Source organism: Sutcliffiella horikoshii, from assembly GCF_021991925.1.
Lineage (GTDB): Bacteria > Bacillota > Bacilli > Bacillales > Bacillaceae_I > Sutcliffiella_A > Sutcliffiella_A horikoshii_F.
This window is the reverse complement of the sequence record NZ_RXZI01000004.1, coordinates 236,852-261,308: the sequence shown is the minus strand read 5'-3', so window position 1 is coordinate 261,308 and position 24,457 is coordinate 236,852. Positions and strand designations below refer to the sequence as shown.

The 24,457-nt window shown below is 41.7% G+C and carries 20 protein-coding genes, 17 tRNA genes and 2 rRNA genes; 30 read left to right on the top strand and 9 right to left on the bottom strand.

The genetic code is table 11. The annotated features are described in order from the left end of the window. The 19 genes from EKQ44_RS13575 to EKQ44_RS13485 form a co-directional block, all read left to right on the top strand. Positions 1–138, top strand: a 23S ribosomal RNA gene (locus EKQ44_RS13575); the annotation flags it as partial. Positions 139–262: 124 nt separating this feature from the next. Next, positions 263–379 (top strand): 5S ribosomal RNA (gene rrf, locus EKQ44_RS13570). A gap of 9 nt (positions 380–388) precedes the next feature. Then, positions 389–463, top strand: a tRNA-Asn gene (locus EKQ44_RS13565). A gap of 7 nt (positions 464–470) precedes the next feature. Next, positions 471–562 (top strand) — tRNA-Ser (locus EKQ44_RS13560). A gap of 8 nt (positions 563–570) precedes the next feature. Further along, positions 571–645 (top strand) — tRNA-Glu (locus EKQ44_RS13555). A 28-nt stretch (positions 646–673) separates the two neighbouring features. Next, positions 674–749 (top strand) — tRNA-Val (locus tag EKQ44_RS13550). A 182-nt stretch (positions 750–931) separates the two neighbouring features. Next, a tRNA-Met gene (locus EKQ44_RS13545) sits at positions 932–1,008 on the top strand. Positions 1,009–1,011: 3 nt separating this feature from the next. Then, a tRNA-Asp gene (locus tag EKQ44_RS13540) sits at positions 1,012–1,087 on the top strand. A gap of 21 nt (positions 1,088–1,108) precedes the next feature. Further along, positions 1,109–1,184, top strand: a tRNA-Phe gene (locus tag EKQ44_RS13535). A 37-nt stretch (positions 1,185–1,221) separates the two neighbouring features. Beyond that, a tRNA-Thr gene (locus EKQ44_RS13530) sits at positions 1,222–1,297 on the top strand. Between the two features lie 7 nt (positions 1,298–1,304). Beyond that, positions 1,305–1,388 (top strand) — tRNA-Tyr (locus EKQ44_RS13525). Between the two features lie 33 nt (positions 1,389–1,421). Beyond that, a tRNA-Trp gene (locus EKQ44_RS13520) sits at positions 1,422–1,495 on the top strand. Positions 1,496–1,508: 13 nt separating this feature from the next. After that, positions 1,509–1,584, top strand: a tRNA-His gene (locus tag EKQ44_RS13515). A gap of 50 nt (positions 1,585–1,634) precedes the next feature. Further along, positions 1,635–1,709: transfer RNA gene (locus tag EKQ44_RS13510), tRNA-Gln, on the top strand. A gap of 5 nt (positions 1,710–1,714) precedes the next feature. Continuing rightward, positions 1,715–1,789 (top strand) — tRNA-Gly (locus EKQ44_RS13505). A gap of 9 nt (positions 1,790–1,798) precedes the next feature. Further along, positions 1,799–1,872 (top strand) — tRNA-Cys (locus tag EKQ44_RS13500). Positions 1,873–1,908: 36 nt separating this feature from the next. Next, positions 1,909–1,997: transfer RNA gene (locus EKQ44_RS13495), tRNA-Leu, on the top strand. A gap of 24 nt (positions 1,998–2,021) precedes the next feature. Next, positions 2,022–2,105: transfer RNA gene (locus EKQ44_RS13490), tRNA-Leu, on the top strand. 3 nt (positions 2,106–2,108) lie between these two features. After that, a tRNA-Gly gene (locus tag EKQ44_RS13485) sits at positions 2,109–2,182 on the top strand. Between the two features lie 129 nt (positions 2,183–2,311). Here the strand turns inward: EKQ44_RS13485 and queG are convergent. Then, positions 2,312–3,457, bottom strand: coding sequence for a tRNA epoxyqueuosine(34) reductase QueG (gene queG, locus EKQ44_RS13480; RefSeq protein ID WP_237664072.1), 1,146 nt, complete (start codon positions 3,455–3,457; stop codon positions 2,312–2,314). A 180-nt stretch (positions 3,458–3,637) separates the two neighbouring features. Here queG and EKQ44_RS13475 point away from each other — a divergent pair, with 180 nt between their 5' ends. The 4 genes from EKQ44_RS13475 to trmL all read left to right on the top strand — a co-directional run bounded on the left by EKQ44_RS13475 (position 3,638) and on the right by trmL (position 7,596). Then, complete coding sequence (locus tag EKQ44_RS13475; RefSeq protein ID WP_237664071.1) at positions 3,638–4,312, top strand: B3/B4 domain-containing protein; 675 nt, start codon at positions 3,638–3,640, stop codon at positions 4,310–4,312. Positions 4,313–4,358: 46 nt separating this feature from the next. Then, positions 4,359–5,303 (top strand): nuclease-related domain-containing protein, encoded by a 945-nt coding sequence (locus EKQ44_RS13470; RefSeq protein ID WP_237664070.1) that lies wholly within the window; start codon positions 4,359–4,361, stop codon positions 5,301–5,303. 835 nt (positions 5,304–6,138) lie between these two features. Next, positions 6,139–7,029: an amidase domain-containing protein gene (locus tag EKQ44_RS13465; protein ID WP_237664069.1), complete on the top strand. Its 891-nt coding sequence runs from the start codon at positions 6,139–6,141 to the stop codon at positions 7,027–7,029. Between the two features lie 66 nt (positions 7,030–7,095). Beyond that, positions 7,096–7,596 carry a tRNA (uridine(34)/cytosine(34)/5-carboxymethylaminomethyluridine(34)-2'-O)-methyltransferase TrmL gene (gene trmL / locus EKQ44_RS13460; protein ID WP_237664068.1) on the top strand — a complete coding sequence of 167 codons (501 nt, stop codon included), beginning with the start codon at positions 7,096–7,098 and terminating at the stop codon, positions 7,594–7,596. A gap of 240 nt (positions 7,597–7,836) precedes the next feature. Here trmL and EKQ44_RS13455 read toward each other — a convergent pair whose 3' ends face one another. After that, positions 7,837–8,076 (bottom strand): hypothetical protein, encoded by a 240-nt coding sequence (locus tag EKQ44_RS13455; RefSeq protein WP_237664067.1) that lies wholly within the window; start codon positions 8,074–8,076, stop codon positions 7,837–7,839. 78 nt (positions 8,077–8,154) lie between these two features. Here EKQ44_RS13455 and EKQ44_RS13450 point away from each other — a divergent pair, with 78 nt between their 5' ends. The 3 genes from EKQ44_RS13450 (at position 8,155) to yhbH (ending at position 11,774) form a co-directional block, all read left to right on the top strand. Further along, positions 8,155–10,050, top strand: a complete 1,896-nt coding sequence (locus EKQ44_RS13450; RefSeq protein ID WP_148990230.1) for a PrkA family serine protein kinase — start codon at positions 8,155–8,157, stop codon at positions 10,048–10,050. Between the two features lie 94 nt (positions 10,051–10,144). After that, positions 10,145–10,300 carry a hypothetical protein gene (locus tag EKQ44_RS13445; RefSeq protein ID WP_237664066.1) on the top strand — a complete coding sequence of 52 codons (156 nt, stop codon included), beginning with the start codon at positions 10,145–10,147 and terminating at the stop codon, positions 10,298–10,300. 304 nt (positions 10,301–10,604) lie between these two features. Beyond that, positions 10,605–11,774: a sporulation protein YhbH gene (yhbH, locus tag EKQ44_RS13440; RefSeq protein WP_237664065.1), complete on the top strand. Its 1,170-nt coding sequence runs from the start codon at positions 10,605–10,607 to the stop codon at positions 11,772–11,774. A gap of 92 nt (positions 11,775–11,866) precedes the next feature. Here the strand turns inward: yhbH and EKQ44_RS13435 are convergent, their stop codons facing one another. The 7 genes from EKQ44_RS13435 to EKQ44_RS13405 all read right to left on the bottom strand — a co-directional run bounded on the left by EKQ44_RS13435 (position 11,867) and on the right by EKQ44_RS13405 (position 18,590). After that, positions 11,867–13,177 carry an SLC5/6 family protein gene (locus tag EKQ44_RS13435; RefSeq protein ID WP_237664064.1) on the bottom strand — a complete coding sequence of 437 codons (1,311 nt, stop codon included), beginning with the start codon at positions 13,175–13,177 and terminating at the stop codon, positions 11,867–11,869. Further along, positions 13,177–13,869, bottom strand: coding sequence for a response regulator transcription factor (locus EKQ44_RS13430; RefSeq protein ID WP_237664063.1), 693 nt, complete (start codon positions 13,867–13,869; stop codon positions 13,177–13,179). The genes EKQ44_RS13435 and EKQ44_RS13430 overlap by 1 nt, the downstream gene beginning before the upstream one ends. Beyond that, entirely contained in the window at positions 13,847–14,635 is a 789-nt protein-coding gene (locus EKQ44_RS13425; RefSeq protein WP_237664062.1) for a sensor histidine kinase, read from the bottom strand. The genes EKQ44_RS13430 and EKQ44_RS13425 overlap by 23 nt, the downstream gene beginning before the upstream one ends. A gap of 101 nt (positions 14,636–14,736) precedes the next feature. Further along, complete coding sequence (locus EKQ44_RS13420; RefSeq protein WP_237664096.1) at positions 14,737–15,729, bottom strand: ABC transporter ATP-binding protein; 993 nt, start codon at positions 15,727–15,729, stop codon at positions 14,737–14,739. A 16-nt stretch (positions 15,730–15,745) separates the two neighbouring features. Beyond that, the gene (locus EKQ44_RS13415; protein ID WP_237664061.1) at positions 15,746–16,741 is read right to left on the bottom strand and encodes an ABC transporter ATP-binding protein; all 996 of its coding nucleotides are present in this window, start codon (positions 16,739–16,741) and stop codon (positions 15,746–15,748) included. Between the two features lie 15 nt (positions 16,742–16,756). After that, a complete protein-coding gene (gene nikB, locus EKQ44_RS13410) occupies positions 16,757–17,677 on the bottom strand; it encodes a nickel ABC transporter permease (protein WP_237664060.1) in 921 nt (306 codons plus the stop codon). A gap of 16 nt (positions 17,678–17,693) precedes the next feature. Next, on the bottom strand, positions 17,694–18,590 hold the full coding sequence (locus EKQ44_RS13405; protein ID WP_237664059.1) for an ABC transporter permease: 897 nt from the start codon (positions 18,588–18,590) through the stop codon (positions 17,694–17,696). A 187-nt stretch (positions 18,591–18,777) separates the two neighbouring features. Between EKQ44_RS13405 and EKQ44_RS13400 the strand changes: the two genes are divergently transcribed. From EKQ44_RS13400 to EKQ44_RS13385, 4 genes are read left to right on the top strand one after another with little or no spacing between them, the layout of a single operon-like run. Beyond that, the gene (locus EKQ44_RS13400; RefSeq protein ID WP_237664058.1) at positions 18,778–20,352 is read left to right on the top strand and encodes a glutathione ABC transporter substrate-binding protein; all 1,575 of its coding nucleotides are present in this window, start codon (positions 18,778–18,780) and stop codon (positions 20,350–20,352) included. Positions 20,353–20,365: 13 nt separating this feature from the next. Beyond that, positions 20,366–21,889 (top strand): glutathione ABC transporter substrate-binding protein, encoded by a 1,524-nt coding sequence (locus EKQ44_RS13395; RefSeq protein WP_237664057.1) that lies wholly within the window; start codon positions 20,366–20,368, stop codon positions 21,887–21,889. 50 nt (positions 21,890–21,939) lie between these two features. Beyond that, a complete protein-coding gene (locus EKQ44_RS13390; RefSeq protein ID WP_237664056.1) occupies positions 21,940–23,181 on the top strand; it encodes an amidohydrolase in 1,242 nt (413 codons plus the stop codon). Between the two features lie 17 nt (positions 23,182–23,198). Beyond that, positions 23,199–24,440 carry an amidohydrolase gene (locus EKQ44_RS13385; protein ID WP_237664055.1) on the top strand — a complete coding sequence of 414 codons (1,242 nt, stop codon included), beginning with the start codon at positions 23,199–23,201 and terminating at the stop codon, positions 24,438–24,440. Positions 24,441–24,457 lie beyond the last annotated feature (17 nt).

Genomic DNA, 24,457 nt, shown 5'->3' with positions numbered 1-24,457 from the left:
TGAAGCCCCCCTCAAGATGAGATTTCCTTTTACTTCGGTAAGTAAGATCCCTGAAAGATGATCAGGTAGATAGGTTCGAGGTGGAAGCATGGCGACATGTGGAGCTGACGAATACTAATCGATCGAGGACTTAACCCAACAATAAGTAAATGTATGAACGATAGGAATTTCTTGATATGAACACATTATCTAGTTTTGAAGGAATAAAAAAAGATAAAAAAACATCTTGATTTTCTTCAAAGATATATTATAATAATATTTGTCTGGTAATGATGGCGAAGAGGTCACACCCGTTCCCATACCGAACACGGAAGTTAAGCTCTTCAGCGCCGATGGTAGTTGGGGGATCTCCCCCTGTGAGAGTAGGACGTTGCCAGGCTGGTATTAATCCACCATAGCTCAGCGGTAGAGCATTCGGCTGTTAACCGAAGGGTCGTAGGTTCGAATCCTACTGGTGGAGCCAATTATATGGAGAGCTGTCCGAGTGGCCGAAGGAGCACGATTGGAAATCGTGTAGACGGTCAACGCCGTCTCAAGGGTTCAAATCCCTTGCTCTCCGCCATTATCTTTGGCCCGTTGGTCAAGCGGTTAAGACACCGCCCTTTCACGGCGGTAACACGGGTTCGAATCCCGTACGGGTCACCAAAGTTTTTTCGTGCCAGTGAATTACATAGGAGGATTAGCTCAGCTGGGAGAGCACCTGCCTTACAAGCAGGGGGTCGGCGGTTCGATCCCGTCATCCTCCACCATCTTATTTTTATACCATACACATGTAAAACTTAATTAATATTATCGCGGGGTGGAGCAACGAGCATCAGCTTCTTGTCAAAGCTTCGAGTTATACCGATCGACAAACATCATTGAATTTACTTTCAGAGATCGGGACAGTTGATATAATTATGCATGAGATTTAAAACTTTACTAATACTATCGCGGGGTGGAGCAGTTCGGTAGCTCGTCGGGCTCATAACCCGAAGGTCGCAGGTTCAAATCCTGTCCCCGCAACCAAATGGTCCCGTGGTGTAGCGGTTAACATGCCTGCCTGTCACGCAGGAGATCGCCGGTTCGATCCCGGTCGGGACCGCCATTTTCTTTGAAAATAGAATTAGGCTCGGTAGCTCAGTTGGTAGAGCAATGGACTGAAAATCCATGTGTCGGCGGTTCGATTCCGTCCCGAGCCACCATGATTTTTTCACAAAAATGAAAGGATCACCATATAATGCCGGTGTAGCTCAGTTGGTAGAGCAACTGACTTGTAATCAGTAGGTCGTGGGTTCGACTCCTATCGCCGGCACCAGAAATATGGAGGGGTAGCGAAGTGGCTAAACGCGGCGGACTGTAAATCCGCTCCTTCGGGTTCGGCAGTTCGAATCTGCCCCCCTCCACCATTTCTTTTAAAAAGTAGTAACAAATTGTTTTATAGGGGCATAGTTTAACGGTAGAACAGAGGTCTCCAAAACCTCCGGTGTGGGTTCGATTCCTACTGCCCCTGCCAATTTAAAATTATGGCGATTGTGGCGAAGTGGTTAACGCACCTGATTGTGGTTCAGGCATTCGTGGGTTCGATTCCCATCAGTCGCCCCATACTTTATCAATATCGACTTTAATCAAGTCGTTTTTATTTCTAGTTTTATTGGGCTATAGCCAAGCGGTAAGGCATCGCACTTTGACTGCGACATGCGTTGGTTCGAATCCAGCTAGCCCAGCCATTTTTGCGGAAGTAGTTCAGTGGTAGAACACCACCTTGCCAAGGTGGGGGTCGCGGGTTCGAATCCCGTCTTCCGCTCCATACAATTTAGGTGGCATAGCCAAGTGGTAAGGCCAAGGTCTGCAAAACCTTTATCACCGGTTCAAATCCGGTTGCCACCTCCAATTTTATAAAAATAGTTATTCATATATACGAGACAAGCCGGGGTGGCGGAACTGGCAGACGCACAGGACTTAAAATCCTGCGGTAGGTGACTACCGTACCGGTTCGATTCCGGTCCTCGGCACCATTTGAATAATTATTGATTGAGTATGCCGGTGTGGCGGAATTGGCAGACGCGCACGACTCAAAATCGTGTTCCTCTGGAGTGCCGGTTCGACCCCGGCCACCGGTACCAATCGCGGGTGTAGTTTAATGGTAAAACCTCAGCCTTCCAAGCTGATGTCGTGGGTTCGATTCCCATCACCCGCTCCATACATAACTTATCAAGACTTCAACCATTTGGTTGGAGTCTTTTTTTGACTGTACGATTATCTTGTAAAAATAAAAAGCCACCAAGCAATGAAATAATATGCTTAGTGGCTTTATTTGAAATTAACTATTTTATTCTACAAGCATAGCAAGTCCTTTTTCGAGTTCTTTTAATACATCAGGATCTTGTTCTGTTGTTAGATGGCTTTTTAGGACCTCCAACGTTTGAGGTTGGGGGTCCCCGATTCTACCGATTGCCCAGGCTGCAGTACCTCGTATCACTGGTCGTGGATCATTTTTAATAAGACTTAAAAGATCAGGGATAGCAGAAGTATCTTTGTAATGGGCAAGAGCTATGATGGCGTTACGTTGTATCGGTTTTTTGCCTCGCCAAGACCCGGATATTTTACCGAAGTTCTCTTTAAATTCCCTATTAGAAATGGTGAGAAGCGGTTTGAGTTTTGGTTTGACGATTTCAGGGTCCGGTTCCATTTCGGGATGGAGATGAAAATCCTTGCCTTTGTTTTCTGGACATACAGTCTGACAGGTGTCACAGCCGTATAGCCTGTTTCCAAGCTTGGTACGGTACTCTTCTGCTAGGAACCCTTTTGTCTGTGTTAAAAAAGCGATACATTTATTAGACTCGAGTTGTCCACCTTGAACGAGAGCTCCTGTAGGACAAACTTCGACACATTTATTACAGGTTCCACAGTTGTCTTCAAGGGGTGTATCGGGCTCGAACGGTATCGTGGTAACCATTTCCCCTAAATACACGTAGGAGCCAAATTCAGGGGTTATAATGGCACAGTTCTTTCCGCTCCAACCAATGCCTGCACGTTCCGCAACAGCCCTGTCACTGAGCTCGCCTGTATCTACCATAGATTTCATTATGGCTTGTGGGTGTCTTTCTTTAATAAACGTTTCTAACAATCTTAGTTTCTCACGTAAGATATCATGGTAGTCCGTTCCCCATGAGGCACGGCAGAATATCCCACGTCGATCTTCCCTGGTGCTACGTGGTGCGTTTTTCATTTTTGATGGGTAAGCAAGGGCAATGGCAATGATGCTTTTAGCTTTAGGAACCAATAGTTCAGGTTTGGTACGCTTTTCAATGTCTGGCTCTTCAAACCCTGATTGAAAGTTGAGCTCCTGTTGAGTTTTTAACCGTTCTTTTAGCCCAGTGAACACTCCAGCACTTGCAAAACCGATCTTATCAATGCCAATTTGTTTACTGTAGGCAATGATGTCTTCTTTTAGTTTCCTGTTTTCCTCATTCAATGTGAACACCTCCTTTGCTTTCTAGTGTAATTTTTTTGCCACTCTATATTTTAACATATTTTTTAATGGTAGTATTTTGTTTGGTGTATCTAATTATATCCAGCTCTTCAGGGAGGTAAAGGTTTGTCGGTAAGTTTTGTGATACAATTACCATAATAATGAAAAGAAAGGTTGGATTCGATGAAAGTTTTTGTTGCGGATAATGTAGCAAAGAAAGTATCTTTTGCCAAATTTGGTATCATTATATATCGGGATATCACGATAGGAACTTCTCCACAGATGTTAAAAGGAAGGATCCGTCTATTCCAGGAATCGCTTCAACTGGATTTAGAAGATAAGGACATGAAAGATATTCCGGGGATTGCAGAATGGCGTTCTGTATTCAAGGATACAGGAACAGATCCTTCTAGGTATCGACCATCTGTCGAGGCGTTGTACCGTAGAATTAAAAAAGGGCAATTCCTTGAGCCATTCAATTCTGCTGTTGACTTAAATAATTTCTTTTCTTTAAAATATGAAACCCCTTTTGGTATATATGATGTTAGTAAGTTAGATGGTGATGTTACGGTGGATGTGGGGGACGATTCGGCAAATTACCAAGGCTTAAATGGACGCAAAATAAGTCTGAATAAGATGCTCCATACGAGTGATGAGGCTGGTCCGTTTGGGAGTCCCTTTGTTGATAGTCGTAGGACGGCTATTTCAGAGGGTACAACCTCTGCGTTGCATGTCGTTTATTTTAAGCCTTCTATGGAAGCAAGTGAGTGTGAGGAGATGCTTGCCGCAATCAGCGAGATGTTCCTGCAGGTACATGGTGGGACAAGCGAGTATTGGGTTTTGGATAAAAGTAGGTAATTAGGTTTGCCTGCTTTTTTATAATATATTGTTGGGAGAGATGTGGATGAGTTTGGTGATGAAAGAGCGTATGGAGCCCGGTGAACTGAATTTATTAAGGATGCTGAAAGCTCGCGGTGGCCTCAAGGATGATAGTCGTTTTTGGAATCTGGAAAAAGGTTATCAAGGGGAGGTTCTTTTTGATAAATGGTTTTCCTGCATGGAGGGTGAGTGGATTGTGGTCAATGATTTATTGCTCGACCATGATGGCAGTGTTTTTCAGATTGATTCTCTTGTAATTGGCGGAGATAGGGTTTACCTTTTTGAAGTGAAGAATTTTGAAGGTGATTTTTATCTAGATGATGGAAGGTGGCTCTCAATCAGCAAGAAAGAAATTAAAAATCCTTTGCTACAAATGCAACGATGTGAAATCGCGTTAAGACAACTTCTAAGAAGCCTCGGATATCAATCCCCCATAGAATCAAACCTCTTTTTCATAAATCCCGAGTTTACCCTCTTTAATTGTTTACCAAATTTACCAATTGTGTTTTGTTCCCAGATGAATCGATTTTCTAAGAGATTAATGAAGCAATCCTCCAGTTCTGGAAAGTTACATGCGCAGCACTCTCGTTTGGCTGAAAAGCTGTGTGAGCTGCATATTGAAAAGTCGCCATATGAGCGCTTGCCCGAGCATAAGTATGATGAGTTGCGGAAAGGGATTGTTTGCGCGGGGTGTGGGGGGATGGGAGTACGGTATAATTATAGAGCGGTGGAATGTGATATGTGTGGTCATAGGGAAGTTTTAGATATGGCTTTAAAAAGGTCTATATATGAGTGTTGTACTCTGTTTCCAGAAAAGAAAATCACTACTAAAATTATTCATGATTGGATTAGACATATGGTTTCTAAGAGAGTAATACAGAGAGTTTTACACAGTAACTTTTCACTCATAGGACATGGGAAATCGGCTTTTTATGTCAAAGAAGAGAAGGGGGATTACACCAACAGCTAGATAAAATAGTGGTTATGGAGGACTAAACCCTAGAGCTAATGAAAAGCAGGAAACATTGTCCTCATTCGAGTCGAATGACACGCGTAACTAGTGAAAAGCAGGAAACATTGTCCTCATTCGAGTCGAATGATACGCGGAATTAGTGAAAAACAAGAAAAATTGTCCTCATTCGAGTCGAATGACACCCGGAATTAGTGAAAAACAAGAAACATTGTCCTTATTCGAGTCGAATGATACGAGTAACTAGTGAAAAACAGGAAACATTGTCCTCATACGAGTCGAATGACACCTGGAATTAGTGAAAAACAGGAAACATTGTCCTCATTCGAGTCGAATGATACGCGTAATTAGTGAAAAACAAGAAACATTGTCCTCATTCGAGTCGAATGACACCCGGAATTAGTGAAAAACAAGAAACATTGTCCTCATACGAGTCGAATGATACACGTAACTAGTGAAAAGCAGGAAACATTGTCCTCATACGAGTCGAATGATACCCGTAACTAGTGAAAAGCAGGAAACATTGTTCTCATACGAGTTGAATGACACCCGGAATTAGTGAAAAGCAAGAAACATTGTCCTCATACGAGTCGAATGATACCCGTAACTAGTGAAAAGCAAGAAACATTGATTCCTTAGATTTCAAGTCTCCACCTGGAAAAACAAATGATTACCCAAGACCTTTTATTAAGATCAATAAAAATTCATAATAACGAATTACCTCAATTACTTCCATAAAACCAACCCCTAATTACCTCAAATCTTTTCAACAAACCCAAGCCCCCCACATAAACATATCTACAAGGACCATCACCCAAGAGGAGGGGCAAGCCTAATGAGGGAACAGCTAAAAGCACATATTCAAGAGCGACTCGACACTTTTGTTTTTAAGAGCAGGACCACTAGCAGAACCATCATCAATGAAGAAACCATCAGGCAAAAGCAAGAAGCGCATAAAAGAAGGGGAGCAGAGATAGTCAAGTGCAGTGCGACGGCCAGGATCCATTCCATTCATGAGAACCAAGAACAGCGGGAGGCAAATGTTTTTTATGAGGTTCACATCCGTTATCTCATCAAGCAAAAAGAAAATCTGTATCTTGAGGAAGAAGCAGATCAGCGTTATTCTGAATGGATCGATGGTGAGCTCATACAAGACTTCTCTATTCAGGATGAAGGGGATCGGACATCCCCGAGGTTCATTCCTCCACAAGAAGAGGAGGAGCAACATGAGCCTCTCCGATTTAAATATAGTCGCATGGAGGCGGTGAGGTATGCTGAGCAGTATTGGAACAGCTATAATCCGCAGTTCAAGAAGTTCGAGGTGAATTGCACCAACTATATTTCCCAATGTCTGTATGCCGGAGGGGCTCCGATGGTGGGGTATCCGAAGAAATCTGGTGGTTGGTGGATGAGGAATAATGATTGGAGTTATACGTGGGCAGTGGCACATGCCTTAAGGTGGTATTTGCCGAATGCCAAGCAGGGGTTGAAGGCGAAGGAAGTAAGCAAGGCAACGGATCTTAAACCGGGGGATGTTATTTGCTATGACTTTGAGGGGGACGGACGGTTCGACCATAACACGATTGTGGTGGCGAAGGATGAGAATGGGGAGCCACTTGTTAATGCGAACACGTATAATTCTCGGATGAGGTATTGGAAGTATGAGGATTCTACGGCATATACACCGAATATCAAATATAAATTTTTCCACATTCAGGACCGGTAATAGGTACTTGATTCCATTGCGATAAAAAGGTATTGTTGTAGAGGATGAAAGTGAAAGAAATACGAGGTGACGATTGTGGGATTACATGTGGTATTATATCAACCAGAGATTCCAGCTAATACTGGTAATATTGCTAGGACTTGTGCAGCAACGAATACGACGCTTCATTTAATCAGGCCGCTCGGATTTTCGACGGATGATAAGATGTTGAAGCGTGCGGGATTAGATTATTGGGAGTTTGTAAATGTTGTTTATTATGATTCGTTGGATGAGCTGTTTGAGAAAAATGAAGGGGCGGAGTTCTTCTATATCACGAAGTTCGGGATGAAGCCGCACACTTCATTTGATTATAGTAAGCTGGAAAAGGATTATTTCTTTGTTTTCGGAAGGGAGACGACTGGTTTACCTAAAGATTTGATCCAGAATAACTTAGACCAGTGCTTGCGTTTGCCGATGACGACAAATGTAAGGTCTCTGAATTTGTCCAACACGGCTGCGATATTAATATATGAAGCGTTACGTCAACAGGAGTATCCGAATCTTTCTTTGGAGTTCCCTGAAGAATAAGCAACGAAAAGAGAAGCCCTCCATTTTGAGCAAAAAGCTGAAATGGAGGGCTTCTTTATTTATGCCGATTACTTTTTACGTGTACCTGGACGTGTGTCGTATCCTGCAGTGAAAATGGCTGTTAGGAATGCAATGCATACGCCTAGAATTAAGATGCCTGATGTACCCATCTTTGTTTTCCTCCTTATGTAAGGTTAGTTCTTGTAAGCATACTATTTATATTATAGCCCAATGGACAAGTTATGTGAATGAAATCTGTGGATAATTTTTGACAAGGTAAATTTTCAATGCCATGTCTCCATATGCTTCAGGTGTTCGCTTATCCTTGGGCGGGTACTCGAGGTTTCTCATAATGCTACAGGCAATTCCCCCTACACTTCTTCCCGAGCTAGTCTTACACCATGCACTACAGGCAACCGTTGTCAGCTCCTCATCCACAAAAGTATAAAGTTTGCGATTGGCACCTCTTAAAAAAAGCATGTTTCACTCCTTGGGCGCATAGAGTATATTAATCACGCAATCACGACTCTTGAAGCTGTAATAAAAGGGGAGGTCCTTATGGATATTTTACGTAAAATTGAAAAGTATCGGGAAGAAGAACAGAGGCTGAAGTGGGAAGGAACCTTCGGGCAGTACTTGGAGATTTTGAAAGAAGAACCATGGGTAGCTCAATCCGCACATTCACGGGTTTACAATATGATTAAAGATGCCGGGGTAGAAGAGGTCAATGGGCAGCGGAAGTATAATTTCTTTAGCAATGCCCTTTTTGGTTTAGAAGAAGCGTTGGAGCGGTTGGTGGAGGAGTATTTCCATCCTGCTGCGAAAAGATTGGATGTCAGAAAGAGGATCTTGTTATTGATGGGTCCGGTCAGTGGGGGGAAATCCACACTGGTTACGATACTCAAGCGAGGTCTTGAGCAGTACACCCATACAGATAGAGGGGCTGTATATGCCATTAAGGGTTGTCCGATGCATGAGGATCCGCTTCATTTGATTCCTCACCATTTGAGGGATGATTTTTACAATGAATACGGAGTTAGGATTGAAGGGAATCTATCACCATTAAATATGATGAGGCTTGAAAAAGAATACGGTGGTAGGATTGAGGATGTGTTGGTGGAGCGCATTTTCCTGTCAGAGAATCAGCGTGTCGGGATTGGGACATTCAGTCCGTCCGACCCAAAATCGCAGGATATTGCGGATCTGACCGGAAGTATAGACTTCTCGACCATTGCGGAGTTCGGCTCTGAGTCCGACCCTCGTGCATACCGTTTTGACGGGGAACTGAATAAGGCGAACCGAGGGATGATGGAGTTCCAAGAAATGCTGAAATGTGATGAAAAGTTCTTGTGGCATCTATTATCCTTAACGCAGGAAGGGAACTTCAAAGCAGGTCGATTCGCGTTGATCAGTGCGGATGAGCTCATTGTGGCGCATACGAATGAAACGGAGTATCGCTCCTTTATTTCCAATAAAAAGAATGAGGCCTTGCATTCGCGGATCATCGTGATGCCGGTTCCTTATAACTTGAGGTTATCTGAGGAAGAGAGAATCTATGAAAAGATGATCAATGAGAGTGATGTGGCGAATGTCCATATTGCTCCGCATACGCTAAGAGTGGCTGCGATGTTCACCATCCTCACCCGACTGAAAGAAGCCAAACGTGGGGATATCGACCTTGTGAAGAAAATGCGCTTGTATGATGGGGAGTCAGTGGAAGGTTTCAACTCTGTGGATGTTCAGGAGCTCAAGAAAGAGTATGCTGATGAAGGGATGAGCGGAATTGATCCCCGTTATGTAATCAACCGGATTTCGTCCACCATCATTCGTAAAGAAATTCCTTCCATCAACGCCCTTGATGTCCTGCGTTCTTTAAAAGAAGGGCTGGATCAACACGCATCCATATCTAATGAAGATAGAGAAAGATTCTTAAACTTCATTTCGGTAGCGAGAAAAGAATATGATAATATTGCCAAGAAAGAAGTCCAGAAAGCATTTGTGTATTCCTATGAAGAATCTGCGAAGACATTGATGGATAACTACCTAGATAATGTCGAGGCTTATTGCAATAAGGCGAAACTCAGAGACCCTCTAACAGGGGAAGAAATGAGTGCCGATGAGAAGCTGATGCGTTCCATTGAGGAGCAGATCGGTATTTCTGAAAATGCGAAGAAGGCATTCCGCGAAGAAATCTTAATCAGGATTTCCGCTTATGCGCGCAAAGGGAAGCGATTTGACTACAACTCCCATGAGCGTTTAAGAGAAGCGATCCAGAAGAAGCTGTTTGCAGATCTGAAGGATGTTGTGAAGATCACAACCTCTTCCAAGACGCCGGATGAAACACAGCTGAAGAAAATTAATGAAGTGGTGGCCCGCTTGATTGATGAGCATGGCTATAACTCTACTTCGGCGAACGACCTATTACGATATGTGGGTAGCTTATTGAATAGATAATAGGAAAAGCAGCGGGGTGAGGGCCGCTGCTTTTTTGCGTACTTAGGTTTGTTTTCCTTTAATAAGGGGAACTTATAAGTAAGAGGTGATTACAATGAGTAAAGATAAAACCTATGAAAATACAATGGCACCCAATGAAAAAGAGATGGAAAAGCTGGCAAAGGAAATGGAGCAACTGAAGGAAAATAAGACCGACAGAGAGCGCGATCCCAAACAGCATAAAAACAACGGAGAAAATGAAAAAGAATAAACATACCTTCCAGTGATGGGAGGTTTTTTTATTGCTTATGAAAATATTCCTTGTATAGTACGACCATACCACAGCATAAAATTATTATTACTAACGATGGAATGCATGCTTGTCTATTTAATAGAATGGCGCGCCTAATTATCTTAATAATCTGTCAATTATTTGAGATATGTGCATAGGATAGAGTAACCAACCCTAATTGTCATGGAGGTTGGATTCTTAAAATTTCACCAAGATATTTTATGAAAATAGTGATGAAAAGGTTCCTAGAAACGTAAAATTAATTAAATAGGGAGGGATATCGATGACAATGTCAGATGATACGAATTTTGTAGTGTCCAAAGAGGATTGGTCCCTCCATCGAAAAGGCCACGACGACCAAAAACGCCATCAGGAAAAGGTCCAGGAGGCTATCAAAAATAACTTACCAGATCTTATTACTGAAGAGAACATTGTAATGTCCAATGGCAGAGAGGTCGTAAAGATTCCAATCAGGTCTTTAGATGAGTACAGAATTCGTTATAATTATGACAAGAACAAGCATGTTGGCCAAGGAGATGGAGACAGTCAGGTCGGGGATGTTGTAGCCAGGGACGGGTCGGGTCAGCAGAAGGGGCCAGGTAAGGGGCAAGGAGCGGGTGATCAGGCCGGAGAAGACTATTATGAGGCGGAAGTTTCTCTGATGGATCTTGAAGCGGCATTATTCAATCAGCTTGAGCTGCCAAACCTGCAACAAAAAGAGCGCGATGAGAATATCATTGAGCACTATGAATTTAACGATATCAGACGCACAGGTCTTATGGGAAATATAGATAAAAAACGTACGATGATGTCCGCCTATAAGCGGAACGCGATGACAGGTACGGCAAGCTTTCATCCGATCTATCAGGAGGACCTAAAGTTCAAGACGTGGAACGAAGTGGTAAAGCCGGATTCCAAAGCAGTTGTTCTAATGATGATGGATACGAGTGGATCGATGGGAATGTGGGAGAAATATATGGCACGGAGCTTCTTCTTCTGGATGACAAGATTCTTGCGAACAAAGTATGAAACAGTGGATATCGAGTTTATTGCTCATCACACAGAGGCGAAGGTAGTCAGTGAAGAGGACTTCTTTTCTAAAGGGGAAAGCGGTGGGACGATTTGTTCATCTGCTTACCGAAAGGCACTGGAGCTAATTGACACAAAGTACAATCCTACGCGTTTCAACATTTATCCGTTCCATTTCTCGGATGGTGATAACCTGACTTCTGACAATCAACGCTGTGTTAAATTGGTTGGGGAACTGATGAAGGTTTCCAATATGTTCGGGTATGGGGAAGTAAATCAGTATAACAGACACTCTACATTGATGTCGGCATATAAGAATGTCAGTGACGAGAAGTTCAGGCATTATATTTTGAAACAAAAACCGGATGTTTTCCATGCGATGAAGGAGTTCTTCAAGAAGGAGCAAAATAAAAAATTTGCTTAACTAAAACCAGCCGAGGGGCTGGTTTTAATTGTGATATAGGGAGAGTGTTGGAGAGAGTACTATCCCAATTTGGATCTCTATAATAGTCCTTTTTACTTTTCCTCCCGAAAGGTTGTTAAAAAGCGGAACAGCATGAAACAACCGCATAGGATTGTGGAAGTAAAAAAGCTTACCCAGATTGCTCCTAAATGTCCTGTACTGGAAGAAGATAAAATGCTTACAACGATTGCAATGGCAGAGGTTGATGGAACAAAACTTGAAAGGCGATCACGGCTGAATATCATCCACAAGATCGGTGATATCAAGGCTGCATAGATACTACCAAAAAAGAATAATAACTCAATAAAAGTGGGAGAAATAATAATTACAACTAAATAAAGAAACAAACACTGCATCCCTGTTATCCAATAGGATAATAGCCATTTATGTTGGTCACTCAAGGGTATCAATTCATTTATTGCGTTTTTCACCGTAAATACTGTCGTTGCATGAAGTTCTGCATTTAGAGTGGAAGAAATGGCACTAAAACAAAATAATAGAAATATTGCAATTAGAAAAGTGGAGTTTATGTTATAGACAAGCTGAAAAAGCAGGATTTTTACATCATGGAAGCTCCCACTGTAGACAACCACTAACAATAAAGAAGATAAAGACAAAGGAATGGTAGCCCATATCAAGCCAGTCAAAGTGAAAATAGTACGAATTCTGGACTGTTTTAACATATAGACTCGTTGCCAGGTGGCTCTATCGATTAAAACCTGTCCAAAACCAATTATGATCCCTGTAATGACAAAGTAAAATGTATCTATATTTTTCCAAAAAAGTAAGTAGGGATGGTAGAGTTGAACACCTTCATATACAGGGTATACGCCATTTTGTATGTAAAAATAAACAGGTATGAAGATGGCGGTTGCAAATATGAAGGCAATGCTTATACCGGCAAATTGATGGATTCGCTGCATGCCTCCAAGTCCTGCAATAATAAAACAGAATGAGAAAAAAAAGAATAGGCTTATATATAAGGGAACAGGAAATATTAAAGAGAAAAGAATAGCTGCTCCTGTTGCTTGTACGAACATGGAATCCATCCCTGTAAAAAGCAAAAGCAATATGGTGTACCAGTATCCAACCGGATTTGTCTTTTCCTTCAGAAGGTCCCCTATGGTTTGATGCATGGGATACCGCCTTCTTATATATGTAGCGATAAATCCAAAAAAGATAAAGGCAAAGGCGCCCATTAAAGAGTAACCGAGCCCACCTAAAATACCATATTTAATAAGAGCTTCGGGGGATGATAGGATGGTGTTGCCAGTAACCCATCTAGAAAGCAAAGTAACAATACCAAATCCGATGCCAAGTTGTATAGTTCCCAGTATGTAAACGGAATAGTTCTTTTTGGTCATTAATGAGTAACCTCAACTTTATATTCGCGTGGTGTCTTTCCAAAATATTTTTTAAACTGTTGACTGAAATAGTGCTGGCTGTTAAATCCACATTCTTCAGCGATAGAGGAGATGTGTAAATTCGGGTTTTTAGCCATTAAACTTGCAGCAGCTTCTATTCTGTATTTGTTAAGGTATTCAGAGAACCCAATCCCTACCTCCTCCATGAACTTACGACTGAAATAGATAGGGCTCATATGTATCTTGGAAGAAAGATATGGCAGTGTGAGCTTATCTTTAAATTCCTGATGAATTATGGCTAAAGCCTGTTGAATAGATGGGCTGTAATTTCCCCGATGCTTAAATTTATTTAACACTTCAACCAGTTCTTCTTCTATTACCGGCTTTGTCAAGTAATCTGCCACACCAAGTTTAATAGAGGTTTGTGCATATTCAAAGGTTTGAAAAGCTGTTACAATGATGAATTCCATATGTGTATGCTTGGTTTTTAATAGTTTGCCTAGTTCTAGACCATCTTTTCCCGGAAGGTGAATGTCTAGGAAGGATAGATCAATGTGCTGCTTTTCACAAATGTTTAATGCCTGTGCAGCATCAAAAGCATGGTAGACATTCCATTTAGGATAATGTTTCTGGATAAGGAATCTTAGTTGTTCAATTTCTAGAGGTTCATCATCTACTAATATAATGTTCATTCTGCTTGGCCTCCTTTTTTAGATTGGTGGGGTATGATACCGGCCATGAAACAACAGCGCGAGTCCCGCCGTGTTCATGGATCAGCTGAAAAGAAGCTTCTTCTGTATACATATGTTGTAATCTTGTTTTGATGTTAGTAAGGCCGTGTCCAGGGGCATCTTGATAATTGTTTAGACGTACACCTTCCGAACTGTTCCAAACTGTCAATAGTACATGGGAATTAGATAGGGTCAATGTGATAGTTAATTGTGCTTTACCTGGATATTCCTCAAAAGAATGCTTAAAAGCATTTTCAACAAGGGTTTGTATGAGAAAAGGTAGAATGGCTACTTGCTTTACTTGTTCTTCCATTGCAATTGTGTAGGTGAGACGTGATTGGAATCGTATTTTCTGAATCTCAAGATAATAACTGGAATATTCCAATTCTTCAGCGACCGTACAAATAGATTGATTGGACTTATACTTCACCTTTAAAAATTTGGAAAACACTTCGATTGCCCTTATTAATTCTCCCATTCTGTTAAGTCTAGCAAGGCTTAGGATTGAATTGAGTGTATTAAAAAAGAAATGAGGTTGAATTTGTTGGTTTAATTGAAAATATTTAGCTTGCTGGAGTTCCTTTTCCAAAACTAATTTGTTTGCTTGGTTTTCTAACAGGTCAATTCTTTTTTCAAAAATAAATAAAAACAATAAAGTAAAAGCTCCCACTAAAGGAGCAAGTACACAGAACATGACATAAAGAGAAAAATCCTCTATCTGGAGCATGGAAGAACCTCCTCGTGAAACGGAAAAGGGGAGGTGTGAAAACCTCCGCTATTTCATTCTTTCTATTATTGTAATTCAAATCATGCAATTGTAAATGGTTATTATTTGACAAGATGACAGCTTACATAATGTTGGCTGTTCCATTCCTTTAATGGCGGCTCAACCTTTTTACAAAATTCATTTGCCAATGGGCATCGAGAATGGAATCTGCATCCCGCTGGTGGATCGATGGGGGAAGGAACATCTCCTTTAAGTACAATCTTTTCTTTTGTCACATCTAAATCGGTTGTAGGAATAGCCGAGAGAAGTGCTTGAGTATAGGGGTGCTGTGGCCTTTCAAAAATACTTTTCTTGTCGGCTATCTCCACAATTTTCCCCAGGTACATGACCATGACCCTATCAGAAATATGCCGAACGACACTAAGGTCATGTGAAATGAACAAGTAAGTCAATCCAAAGTCTTTTTGTAGATCCTTTAGTAGGTTAAGGATTTGCGCTTGAATGGAGACATCAAGTGCAGAAACGGCTTCATCACAAATGATTAATTTTGGATTTACTGCTAAGGCACGGGCGATGCCGATACGTTGCCGCTGTCCACCGCTGAATTCATGTGGATATCGATTCAATGCCTCTGCTGGCAAGCCTACACACTCGAGTAACTCAAGCATCCGCTCCATTCTCTTCGGCTTTGGGATTACCTGCTGGATGGCCATGGCTTCATTCAATGTTTGTTTGATGGTTCTTCTTGGATTAAGTGAAGCAAATGGATCTTGGAAGATTACTTGTAGATCTGCACGCACCTTTCTCATTTCTGCATTCGATATTCGAACAAGGTCTTTATCATTGAACACGATTTCTCCTTCAGTCGGCTGTTCTAGGCGGAGGATGGATCGTCCCGTTGTCGATTTTCCACAACCTGATTCCCCGACGATGCTTAATGTTTCCCCTTCCATCAGTTCAAAGGAAATATCGTCCACTGCTTTGACAAATGATTTTGGTTTGAAAAGCGATTCTTTTTTTATGGGAAAATATTGCTTGAGGTTTTTAACAGATAAAAGTACACGTTTTGTTTCCTTTTTTGCGACTAGCTCCATCATGCTGTCCCCTTTCTTATACAACTGATTTTTTCCACTCCTTTGAGTACATCCAACAGCGAACTTGCCCTTCCCCTCCTTGTGTGAGGGTAAGTTCTGGTGCTTTTGTGGTGCATAGTGCTATTGCGTGAGGGCAGCGGTTGGCAAACCGACAACCTTGGACCTGTGAAAAGGGACTTGGAACGTTACCGTTAATCGTTGGTAAATATTCATGATCTTCGTTTATTTTTGGCAAAGAAGCCAATAGACCTTGGGTATATGGGTGTTTCGGATTTCTAAAAAGCTCTTCTTTAGAAGCATATTCTACAACATTTCCTGCATACATAACGACTACTGTATCGCAGGTTTCTGCTACTACACCAAGGTCATGGGTTATCATCATGACTCCCATTCCAAGCTTTACTTGCAATTCCTTTATTAATTTGAGGATTTGTGCTTGAATGGTTACATCCAATGCAGTGGTTGGTTCATCGGCGATGAGAACTTCAGGAGAACAGGCAAGTGCCATGGCGATCATCACTCGCTGCCTCATACCACCACTCAATTGAAATGGCTCTTGCTTTGCACGTTTCTCAGGAGAAGGAATACCCACAAGACGAAGCATCTCCACCGCTTTTTCCCAGGCATCCTTTTTACTGAGTTTTTCATGGAGTCTAATGCCTTCAGCTATTTGTTCACCAACGCTGATAACTGGATTAAGAGAGGTCATCGGCTCCTGAAAAATCATGGAGATGTCATTGCCGCGTATTTTCCTCAGTTGATTTTCAGACATCTTCACAAGGTCCTGACCTTTATATAGTATAGAGCCCTCCACTATTTTTCCTGGAGGGGAGGGAATCAGCCTCAGAATAGAAAGGGAAGTAATACTTTTCCCGCAACCCGATTCCCCGACAATTCCCAAGGTCTCCCCTTTGTGTAATACGAGATTTACCCCATCTACCGCTTTACTAGTTCCTTTATTTGAGAAAAAATGAGTTTTTAGCCCTTTTACTTCTAGTAGTTTTTCATTCATCTCATTTCACTCCTTTTAATTTAATTCAATTCGTTTATTAAAGATGCGATATAGTAAATCGACCAATAGATTAACAAGTACGAAGATAAGGGACGCAACAAGTACGCCACCTTGTACCATTGGCAAATCTCGCATTCTGATAGATTCAACAATCAATCTTCCCAATCCGTTGATGGCAAAAATAGATTCTGTAAGGACAGTACCGCCAAGCAATGCTCCAAATTGAAGTCCTACTACGGTGATGACAGGAATTAAAGCATTTCGCAAAGCGTGTTTAGAAATGATAATTTGTTCCCTAAGTCCTTTTGCACGCGCAGTTCTAATGTAATCCTGCCGGATGACCTCGAGCATACTTGATCTGGTCATCCTCGCAACTATTGCAGCACCTCCAGCACCAAGTGTGAGGGCTGGGAGGATAATGTGCTGCCAACTATCCCATCCAGCTACCGGCAGGATTTGAAGTTTGACGGAGAATATATACATGAGCATAAGGCCAAACCAAAAACTTGGTATGGAGATCCCGATGAGGGCAATCAACATGACGGACAAATCAGAGACGGAATAAGGCCTGATGGCAGAAATGATACCCGCTGCCATACCTAATACGATCGTTATGAGGATACTGAAAAGAGCTAGTTCCATCGTAATAGGGAGTCGTACCATGATTTCATCAAGGACAGGTTTATTATTTTTAATGGATACTCCAAGATCCCCCTTGAAAATGTTCGTTAAGTAATCAAAGTACTGGATATATAGCGGTTGATTTAACCCCAGTTGAGTCCTTATCTCTTCTATTGTTTCTTTTGAAGCTCCTTCCCCTGCCAAGAGAACAGCTGGATCTCCAGGGACCATTTGCATGATTAAAAAGACAACCAAAGTTACGCCTATTAATACGGGAATCATTTGAACTAATCGTTTTATTAAAAAAGAAATCATCCTGTTACCTCCTTTTTTATTTCATTCTTGGGTCTAAAGCATCGCGAAGGCCATCTCCGAAAATATTAAAGCCTAAAACCAGTATTGAAATGGCAAGTCCCGGAAATAGGGCCATATAAGGTGCGCTAAATAAGAAATCCCTTCCACTGCTAAGCATGGTTCCCCATTCAGGCGAAGGTGGCTGGGCTCCAAGCCCTAAAAAGGACAACCCTGCTGCTGATAAAATGGCCGTTGCCAATCTTAACGAACCCTGTACGATGATTGGGGAGAGAATATTCGGGAGTATATGAATGAAAATGATCGTTATATCCCTTGCTCCCAACGAACGGATCGCATCAATATACTCTAGCTTTTTGACTTCCAATGTAGAGCCCCTTACTATGCGGGCAAATAATGGAACAGAAAATACCCCCACTGCAATGGTCACGTTTATTAAACTGGGGCCTAATGCGCTGATAATAGCCAAAGCCAATAGAATACCAGGAAAAGCAAGCATCACATCAATGATTCTCATTACAATGGAGTCAACCCACCTGCCGTAGTAACCGGCAACTAATCCAAGCACAATTCCAAACACCGCCCCGAACAGTACAGAGGCAAAGCCGACACCCATTGATAAGCGGGAACCATAAATAATTCTGCTCAGTATATCCCTTCCTTTATCGTCCGTTCCCATCCAATGGTCTATGGAGGGGGACTGCATGCGATTGTCTAAGTTGATTTCATATGGATCATAAGGTGCCAACCAAGGTGCGAATGTAGCGACTGTCAAATAAAATATAATGATGATTCCACCTGCCACTGCTGCTTTGTTTCTTGAAAGTTTATAAATGATTTCCTTCCATTTTTCTAATCGAGGATTACTTGTTTCCTCTGCAATAATTGTTTCTTCCGTATTTACTTGAACTTCCATTGAATGTCCTCCCTTACATGTGTTGTGTTTAAAATTATCAAAATCTCAACCAAAGTAAATAATTTTAAGATAAGGTGTCAAAATATTTTAAAAACATGTAAATATTCTGAAAATAAATGGTGAATCTTTTTTTTATAATGCAACTATGCACGAAATTCAAGAGATTCCAATGGAGGGGGAGATTGAAATGGAGAAGAACAGAATGTTAAGAAATTTAATCATGTTTTTCGTATTGGCCTTTATGGTATCAGTTATAGGTGCTTGTTCAACGTCTTCGAACAGTTCCAATGGCTCTGAGAACGATGCCCGGTCCGAAGAAAAGGGGGGAAGCTTAATTATCGCGCGTCTTTCGGATGCCACCAGGTTAGATCCACACTTTATAACAGACATACCTTCTGCAAATATCATCTATCAAAAAGTATATGAAACGCTGGTAGTGCCGAATAAGGATATGGAGATAGAACCATTGCTTGCTACAGAATGGAAACAACTTGATGAGGTAACATGGGAGTTTTCATTAAAAGAAGGAGTGAGTTTTCATGATGGGACTCCTTTTAACGCAGAGGCGGTGAAAGTAACATTCGAGCGTGTTTTAGATCCAGAAACAGGTTCACCTCAACGTGAAAAATTATCGATGATTAAGGAGATTGAAGTAATGGACGAGTATACCGTGCGTATGCATCTTGATTATCCATATGCGCCGTTGCTATCCATCCTTGCTAGTAATGAGGGCAGCATCATCTCCCCTAAAGCGATTAAAGAGAATGAGGAATCATTATCCCAACATCCAGTAGGAACAGGTCCATTTATTTTTGAATCTTGGAATACAGGTCAGGATATAACATTAGTTAAGAATCTGTCATATTGGGGGCAAGAGCCCAATCTGGATGAAGTAGTTTTTAAAGTAGTACCAGAAGATGCAACAAGGCTTGCTTTAATTGAAACCGGAGAAGCTCATGTTTCTGATCAGGTTCCGGTAACAGAACTAGATCGAATTGAGAATTCGAATTCTATGAGCTTATACCGTACAGAGGGACTTGGAGTGGAATATATAGGCTTCAATGTAGAAAGTAAGGCAGTGAATGATGTGCGTGTCCGAAAAGCGATCAGTCACGCTATTGAAAGAGAAGCTATTCTAAAAGGTGTTTATAACAATGTTGGCACGTTAGCAAATTCAGCCATGAGTCCAAAAGTATTTGGTTACAGCGAAAACATCCAGGCATATGAATACGACATAAACAAAGCAAAAACATTATTGAAAGAAGCAGGCTATAAGGAAGGTTTATCACTGAATCTGCTTACTAGCGATAGGAAAGAGCGCATCAATATGGCAGAAGTGATACAGTCCCAATTAAAAGGGATAGGAGTGGATGTTTCTATTCAAGTGTTGGAATATGGGGCATATTTAGAAATGATCGATAAAGGTGACCATGACTTGTTTATTGGTGGATGGGGTAATGCAACAGGTGATGGAGATTATAACCAATACAATCTTTTCCATACAGCATCACAAGGACCACCAGGCAATCATTTTTATTACAGCAATGATGAAGTGGATACTATTATTGAAAAAGCCAGGGAAGAAATGGATCAGGAAAAACGTAAAGAACTATATGAGAAAGCGATGCAGATCCAAATGGATGATGCCGTGTACGTCCCGATAAGAAACTATGAACATTTGGCTGTCTATACAAAAGGGGTGGAAGGAATTTGGTTAAATGCCTCTAATTACATTATGCTAAACGACGTCACCATTAAATAGAAGGGGGAAAGACATGAAATCGACCATCTTATTAATACTAACATTACTATTAATCATCAGTGGTTGTTCCACTTCAAGCAGTCAAATGGAGACTTCCGGAAAGGAGAAACTGACGGTCGTCCGTTTATCGGATGCCACCAAGCTTGATCCACACTTCATTACAGATATTTCAAGTGCTAATATCCTTTATCAAAAGGTATATGAAACGCTTGTAGTGCCAGACTTGGACATGAAGCCCCAGCCAGGGTTGGCCAAAGAATGGGAACAAATTGATGATGTCACATGGGAGTTTATTTTAAGGGAAAACGTTTATTTCCATGATGGGACGATATTCAATGCCGAGGCTGTAGAGGCAACATTTGATAGATTGCTTGATCCTGAAACAGCATCCCCGCAAGCTGAAAAACTAGGAATGATTGATGACATAGAGATTATCGATGAATATACAGTTCGTTTTCATCTATCAGCAGCCTATGCCCCGCTGTTGTCCATACTAAGTGCGAATGAGGGAAGTATCATCAGTCCAAAAGCGCTCTCTGAGAATCCGAAGAAACTTTGGGAACATCCGGTAGGCACAGGGCCCTTCGTCTTTGACTATTGGAAGGCAGGACAGGAAATATCCTTAAAGAAAAATGAGGAATACTGGGGAGATAAGCCAAAGATAAATCAGGTTGTGTTTAAAGTAGTGCCTGAAGATACCACTAGGCTTGCCATGATTGAAACAGGGGAAGCGCATGTTAATGATCAGGTTCCCATTACAGAGATTGATAGAATCGAAGCTTCGGAGACACTGAATCTGTACCGGGCAGATGGGTTGGGAATAGAGTTTCTTGGCTTTAATGTTCAAAAAGCACCGTTTGATCAATTGGAGGTTCGAAAAGCGATAACGCAGGCTATTGATAGAAAGGCAGTTCTAGAAGGTGTCTTCCAGAACTCTGGAATGCTTGCCAATTCTCCCATGAGTCCGAAGGTATTTGGATACAGTGCTGACGTTAAACCTTATGACTATGATTTAGAGAATGCCAAAGCTTTATTGCAAGAGGCTGGATTAGAAGGGCTGAAGGTCACCATTACCACCAATGATCGCAAAGAGCGAATAAATGTAGCAGAAGTCGTACAATCTCAACTGAAGAAAATAGGAATCAATGCGGAAGTGGAAGTACTAGAATGGGGTGCGTATATAGAAGCACTAAATAATGGCGAACACGAAATGTTTGTCGGTGGATGGGGAAATGCTACGGGAGACGGAGATTACAATCAATATAATGTATTCCACTCCTCTTCGCATGGGGGAGCAGGTAACCATACCTATTACCATAACCCTGAAGTTGATCGAATCATAGAGGACGCAAGACAAGAAATAGATGAAGAAACTAGAAGAAGCCTTTATGAACAGGCAATGGAACTGGAAATGGAAGATGCAGCTATGATCCCGCTCCGATACTACGAACATCTAGCTGTCTACCATAAAGATGTAGAGGGACTTGTCATCAGCCCTGTGAACTACATCCTTCTCAATGAAATCACTATAAAATAATGACATGGTTAGGGCCTAGAAACTAGGCCCTCCAATTAGGAGGAAAAGAGATGAATAGAAACAGTTATTGGCTGAAAAATGTGCGAATAGAAGTGGGGTTTGAACAAGGGGATAATCGCATGAAAACATTGACTGAAATAGTTCACTTAAAAGTAGTAGAAGGGAAAATTGCTGCACTATCCAAGGAGCAGCCCAGGGATAATCTTCCTGAAAAGGACGCGAAAGGATTCCTGCTGCTTCCTTCTTTAAAAGAAATGCATATCCATATCGATAAAACTTACTATGGAGGTCCATGGAAAGCTTGCACACCAATAACTAACGGTATTTTTACAAGAATTGCAGAAGAAATAAAACTACTTCCACAGCAATTGGCAACAGCACAGGAAAGAGCTGAGAAAGTAATTGAATTATACCTAAAGCACGGCCATTCCCATATACGAACTCATTGTAATGTCGATCCTTCCATCGGATTGAAGAATTTAGAAGCCACATTGAATGCTGTAAATAAATACAAAGATGTGATGACATTTGAAATTGTCGCCTTTCCTCAGCACGGATTATTGAGAAGTGAAGTGGCACCCTTAGTCAAGGAAGCAATGGAAATGGGGGCTACACATGTCGGTGGGGTGGACCCAGCGACCATAGACAGGAATATCGAAAAATCACTCGACACCATCTTTGATATTGCAGTGCAGTCCGGTTCATCAGTAGATGTTCATATTCATGATCCGAACAGCCTTGGCGCTTTCACTTTTGAGCGGATGGCTCATTATACAAAACAAGCCGGCCTTCAGGGCAGAACGACCATCAGTCATGCCATCGCTTTAGGGGACTTGGAGACCGTCCAGCTTGAGGAAACGGTAAAGATGTTAGTAGACAACAAAATCGATGTGACCACCACTGTTCCCATTAACCGTCCGACCATTCCAATCCCCTTATTAACTCAAATGGGGCTGATCGTTTCTCTAGGGCATGACAGTATTACGGACCATTGGTCACCTTTTGGTACTGCCAACACCATTGAAAAAATGTGCGTACTAGCAGAACGGTTCAGACTTGTTGATGAAAAATCTCTATCCTCCTTGGTTCAATATGGAACTGGGGGAATCAACTCACTAAGTGCTACAGGTGAGAGACAATGGCCAAAGATTGGAGACGATGCTTCCATGATATTAGTGGATGCAAGTTGTTCAGCAGAAGCGGTTGCAAGGCGTACGGATGTCAAGGCCCTTTTCTATAAAGGCAAAGAAGTGAACAGGTTGGAAATGGAAAAACAATCAGTAGCAAAATAAAGGTGGAGGGATAGGAAATGAAAGAGACCTATTGGCTAGTCAATGTAAAATTGGAAACAGGCTTTAGCATCTTAGAAAATGGAGCACATAAAACGGAGACATCCTTATATTCCTTAAAAATCGAAGAAGGTATCTTTAAGGAAATACAAGAGCAGCCTTTTGAAATACCAAGTGGTGAGGTCAAAAAAGATGCAACGGGACTACTAGCCCTTCCTTCTTTCAAGGAGATGCACAATCATCTGGATAAGACATATCTTTCACTTGATTGGAAGGCGCCAATCCCTGTAAAGAGCCTGAAAGAAAGACTTCATCATGAAGCCCTTGAATTAGGGGAACTTGCCCCAACCACCAAGCAGCGTGCAAGTAAAATGATAGAGATGATCCTGAGCAAAGGATCGACACATATACGCACACATGTAAATATCGATCCTTATATTGGTCTCAAAAACTTGGAAGGGGTAAAAGAAGCCCTAGAAGACTATAAGGATTACCTCAGCTATGAGATTGTTGCCTTTCCGCAACATGGGATGTTGGAGCATAAAGAGGTCATTCCACTAATGAAGGAGGCCATGCGAACGGGAGCAACGATTGTAGGTGGATTAGATCCAGCAGGCATTGATAAGAATATTGAAAAATCACTATATGAAACAATGAACCTGGCAAAAGAGTTTAATGCAGAAATCGATATTCACTTGCATGACCATGGGCACGTCGGATTCTATACAATAGATAAATTAGTCGAGATGGTGGAAGAGGCAAACTGGCAAAACCGCGCAGCTGTCAGCCATGCGTTCAGTCTAGGGGATGTCCCTGAAACACAAGCACGGGAAATGGCAGAGCATCTTGGGGAAAATGGTGTGGCCATCATGTCAACCATTCCAATCAATCGTGTCATTCCCCCAATAGATTTACTTGATCAATTTAACGTTCCTGTCCATTTAGGATGTGACGGCTTCTTCGATTCATGGGGACCATTTGGGAACGGGGATGTTTTGGAAAAGGTGAAACGTTACTGTGAAAGAACAAAGCGAATAGATGAGAAAACGTTAGCTTATTCCCTAAAGTGGGCTACCGGGGGCAGGACGCCTCTTTCCACAAGTGAGGAAATGCAATGGCCAAAAGTTGGAGATGAGGCGTCCCTGGTACTGATGGATGCATCGTGTTCGGCTGAGGCGATCGCAAGGCTTCCAAAGAGAAAAGCGGTTTATTTTAAAGGCAAGGAAGTTTACCATAATGCGTTGCATTTACAATATAGTTAATTTGTCAATTCCCACAG

Excerpts from the sequence above, each read along its gene's own strand:
- EKQ44_RS13475 (WP_237664071.1), top strand. The coding sequence starts at position 3,638 with ATGAAAGTTTTTGTTGCGGATAATGTAGCAAAGAAAGTATCTTTTGCC.
- EKQ44_RS13470 (WP_237664070.1), top strand. The coding sequence starts at position 4,359 with ATGAGTTTGGTGATGAAAGAGCGTATGGAGCCCGGTGAACTGAATTTA.
- EKQ44_RS13465 (WP_237664069.1), top strand. The coding sequence starts at position 6,139 with ATGAGGGAACAGCTAAAAGCACATATTCAAGAGCGACTCGACACTTTT.
- EKQ44_RS13455 (WP_237664067.1), bottom strand. The coding sequence starts at position 8,076 with ATGCTTTTTTTAAGAGGTGCCAATCGCAAACTTTATACTTTTGTGGAT.
- EKQ44_RS13450 (WP_148990230.1), top strand. The coding sequence starts at position 8,155 with ATGGATATTTTACGTAAAATTGAAAAGTATCGGGAAGAAGAACAGAGG.
- EKQ44_RS13445 (WP_237664066.1), top strand. The coding sequence starts at position 10,145 with ATGAGTAAAGATAAAACCTATGAAAATACAATGGCACCCAATGAAAAA.
- yhbH (WP_237664065.1), top strand. The coding sequence starts at position 10,605 with ATGACAATGTCAGATGATACGAATTTTGTAGTGTCCAAAGAGGATTGG.
- EKQ44_RS13435 (WP_237664064.1), bottom strand. The coding sequence starts at position 13,177 with ATGACCAAAAAGAACTATTCCGTTTACATACTGGGAACTATACAACTT.
- EKQ44_RS13430 (WP_237664063.1), bottom strand. The coding sequence starts at position 13,869 with ATGAACATTATATTAGTAGATGATGAACCTCTAGAAATTGAACAACTA.
- EKQ44_RS13425 (WP_237664062.1), bottom strand. The coding sequence starts at position 14,635 with ATGCTCCAGATAGAGGATTTTTCTCTTTATGTCATGTTCTGTGTACTT.
- EKQ44_RS13420 (WP_237664096.1), bottom strand. The coding sequence starts at position 15,729 with ATGGAGCTAGTCGCAAAAAAGGAAACAAAACGTGTACTTTTATCTGTT.
- EKQ44_RS13415 (WP_237664061.1), bottom strand. The coding sequence starts at position 16,741 with ATGAATGAAAAACTACTAGAAGTAAAAGGGCTAAAAACTCATTTTTTC.
- nikB (WP_237664060.1), bottom strand. The coding sequence starts at position 17,677 with ATGATTTCTTTTTTAATAAAACGATTAGTTCAAATGATTCCCGTATTA.
- EKQ44_RS13405 (WP_237664059.1), bottom strand. The coding sequence starts at position 18,590 with ATGGAAGTTCAAGTAAATACGGAAGAAACAATTATTGCAGAGGAAACA.
- EKQ44_RS13400 (WP_237664058.1), top strand. The coding sequence starts at position 18,778 with ATGGAGAAGAACAGAATGTTAAGAAATTTAATCATGTTTTTCGTATTG.
- EKQ44_RS13395 (WP_237664057.1), top strand. The coding sequence starts at position 20,366 with ATGAAATCGACCATCTTATTAATACTAACATTACTATTAATCATCAGT.
- EKQ44_RS13390 (WP_237664056.1), top strand. The coding sequence starts at position 21,940 with ATGAATAGAAACAGTTATTGGCTGAAAAATGTGCGAATAGAAGTGGGG.
- EKQ44_RS13385 (WP_237664055.1), top strand. The coding sequence starts at position 23,199 with ATGAAAGAGACCTATTGGCTAGTCAATGTAAAATTGGAAACAGGCTTT.